This window comes from Bacillus pfraonensis (assembly GCF_050768835.1).
Taxonomy (GTDB): Bacteria; Bacillota; Bacilli; order Bacillales; family Bacillaceae_G; genus Bacillus_A; species Bacillus_A pfraonensis.
Genome location: NZ_JAHCDO010000082.1, coordinates 1 through 2,513, shown reverse-complemented (window position 1 = coordinate 2,513; position 2,513 = coordinate 1). Strand labels below are relative to the sequence as shown.

The window sequence follows — 2,513 nt, the reverse complement described above, 5'->3', positions numbered from 1 at the left end:
TAACTCTTCGGCAAATAAAGACAACTCTTGTTTTTGATGCATATTCATAAAAAGCACGTCACCCTTTCTCATTAATATAAGAGAATGGTAACGTGCTTTTAACTTCAAGAATAGTCCAAATCCTTAAGTTGATGGATGTGTGGCGGGACCCCAAGAAGTACAAGAACCTATGTTATTGAAATAACGGGGCAGGTTTCTAAAAGAAGACCATTTAAAAATAGGGGCGAATGTTATGAATAAAGAAAAGCTACCACTTGTTATTGCCATTGCTGGAGTCTCTGGTGGAGGGAAATCAACAATTGCAAAACATTTAAACGAAAGATTACATAATTCTAAAACACTATTTTTTGATGACTATGATTTTGATGGTCCTAATGACATTATTGATTGGGTTGATAAGGGAGCTAATTATGACGAATGGAACTTAGCTCCCTTAATTAGAGATTTAAAAGGATTACTCTCTGAACCTTTAGATTACATTTTGCTTGATTTTCCGTTTGCTTATAAACACTCTAAAACAAGTAAATTGATTGATTTAACTGTGTTTATTGATACTCCATTAGATATTGCAATGGCACGTCGAGTAATAAGAGATTTTAGAAATAGTTCTAATGAAAGTATTTTGATTGAAATGGAAAACTACATTTCACAAGGTAGGCGGGGCTATCTTGAAATGCTAAAGACCATTAAACCGAATTCGGACATCATTGTGGATGGCACACTATCAGTATCTAAAGTTGGAGATAAAATATACGAGGTAATTTCAAGTCGATAGGACCAATTACATAGGGTGCAACGTTAATGTTCTAACGGGCTTTTTATGAATAAGCAATAATAGTTTATTCATTTCCCTAAGTGCATTAAAATGGAAAAAATCCCTGCTTTTTGATTGAAATCAGGGATTTTTGCTATGTTTAATGACTATAGTTTATTTTAGAAACACTACACTACATTTAATTTTTAATGTAAGATACTTCACTATATACTATAGCATATTGTTTTTCTCATACGCATTTAAGGCATTTACACCGTGACTCAAGGCTGCTCCGGCTTTTACTGCAGATGCAACGATAATTGCCTCCAAAACCTCTTCCATAGTTCCCCCATATTTCTTATACTTGTTTACATGAACATCAATACAATAGGGACAACCAGTCGTATGAGCCACCGCAATCGCAATAAGTTCCTTTGTTTTCGTTGGTATTAATCCAGATACAAACGCTTCCTTCTCAAATGTTAAAAAAGCTTTTGAGGATGCTGGTGCCATTTTTATAAGCTCATTAATTCGTTTTAAATAAGAATTTCGATAAAGAATATCGTCTCCTTTGTAAAGACCGTTTAGATTTTCCATGGGGATCTTCCTTCCTTAATGAATATTGTCCCCATTATCATATAATCTGAAAGAGGAGGATTTCTGTAACTATATCACAGAAAACGGCTAAATTTTTGTTGTAGAGCCTTTCGTTGGATGTTTACGATTTTTCCGCGATGTAAAGTAAGAAGTCCCTCCTTCTCGAACTTCTTTAGTGTTCGGCTAACAACTTCCCGTGCTGTACCTAACTCAATAGACAACTTCTCGTGGGTTATGATTATCTCGTCGGAATACAGAGAGGTATGTTTAATGAGATAATCTGCAATCCGATCGTCTATCCCTTTAAAAGCAATTTCTTCTACAAGCTGAGTCACAGTTGACATTTTACGAATAAATAATCCGTATATAAATCTGCTTAACGAATCGTATGTATGTATCCAGTTCCGAAAAGTTTCGGCCGGTATGATTAAGGCTTCAACATCACTTTCGACTGCGGCAAAAGCCTCATAATCTAAATCACCCAATATGCTAGCTATCATCATTAAACAAACGCCGCCGCTCTGAACCCGATAGAGGGTTATCTCCCTGCCATTTTCTCCAACCCTATAAATGCGTACACAGCCATCCAAAATAAAAATAGCATGGTGTAAGCGATGCCCCCTTGCAAAAGCTACAGGAGTGGTTGGAACTTGCACTATAGAAATATCAGTTCTATTCCATTCCTTAGCTTCAATAGAGGACAGGCAAGGGAAACATTTTATAACTTGATTTAGTTTACTGATCATTTGTTCCTCCTAATCTTTATTAAATCCATGTTTAAACGACTTTATGGTAAATTAAACAACTTTTTTGTTGCTTAACGGATTATTGAACTACTCACCACTTAACGTCCTTACGGACTGTTTGAAGTGGGAGATTCCTAAGTACAGAGTTCTATCGAACTCTAATGGATTAGGCTATCCCCGTAGTTCCTACGGTTAAGAGACGAATTGCTTCGTTTCTCAGGTTGATCGCTGCATTCCTATCTCTATCGTGATGTGTGCCACAAGAAGGGCAATTCCACTCACGAATTATTAGATTTTTAACGTTTTTATTCTTGTATCCACAATTGGAACATAACTGACTAGAAGCAAATGTTTTAGATACCACAACAACTTGTTTGCCATACCATTTTGCTTTATATTCCAACATCGTTCGAAAT

Annotated in this window: 4 protein-coding genes; 1 reads left to right on the top strand and 3 read right to left on the bottom strand. The window is 35.9% G+C overall.

Annotated features, from left to right (window positions below; translation table 11 throughout):
- The first annotated feature begins 232 nt into the window (after nucleotides 1-232).
- Nucleotides 233-775: an AAA family ATPase gene (locus KFD70_RS28970; protein WP_336454652.1), complete on the top strand. Its 543-nt coding sequence runs from the start codon at nucleotides 233-235 to the stop codon at nucleotides 773-775.
- 210 nt (nucleotides 776-985) lie between these two features.
- On the opposite strand, the gene KFD70_RS28965 is transcribed toward KFD70_RS28970, so the two are convergent.
- The 3 genes from KFD70_RS28965 to KFD70_RS28955 all read right to left on the bottom strand — a co-directional run.
- Entirely contained in the window at nucleotides 986-1,351 is a 366-nt protein-coding gene (locus tag KFD70_RS28965; protein ID WP_017154573.1) for a carboxymuconolactone decarboxylase family protein, read from the bottom strand.
- Between the two features lie 74 nt (nucleotides 1,352-1,425).
- Nucleotides 1,426-2,097, bottom strand: coding sequence for a Crp/Fnr family transcriptional regulator (locus tag KFD70_RS28960; RefSeq protein WP_207996680.1), 672 nt, complete (start codon nucleotides 2,095-2,097; stop codon nucleotides 1,426-1,428).
- 166 nt (nucleotides 2,098-2,263) lie between these two features.
- On the bottom strand, nucleotides 2,264-2,513 hold a 250-nt coding region (locus KFD70_RS28955; protein ID WP_431613549.1), incomplete at its 5' end, for a zinc ribbon domain-containing protein.

What these genes read in the sequence shown, in the direction of transcription:
- KFD70_RS28970 (WP_336454652.1), top strand. Translation starts at nt 233, where the DNA reads ATGAATAAAGAAAAGCTACCACTTGTTATTGCCATTGCTGGAGTCTCT.
- KFD70_RS28960 (WP_207996680.1), bottom strand. Translation starts at nt 2,097, where the DNA reads ATGATCAGTAAACTAAATCAAGTTATAAAATGTTTCCCTTGCCTGTCC.
- KFD70_RS28965 (WP_017154573.1), bottom strand. Translation starts at nt 1,351, where the DNA reads ATGGAAAATCTAAACGGTCTTTACAAAGGAGACGATATTCTTTATCGA.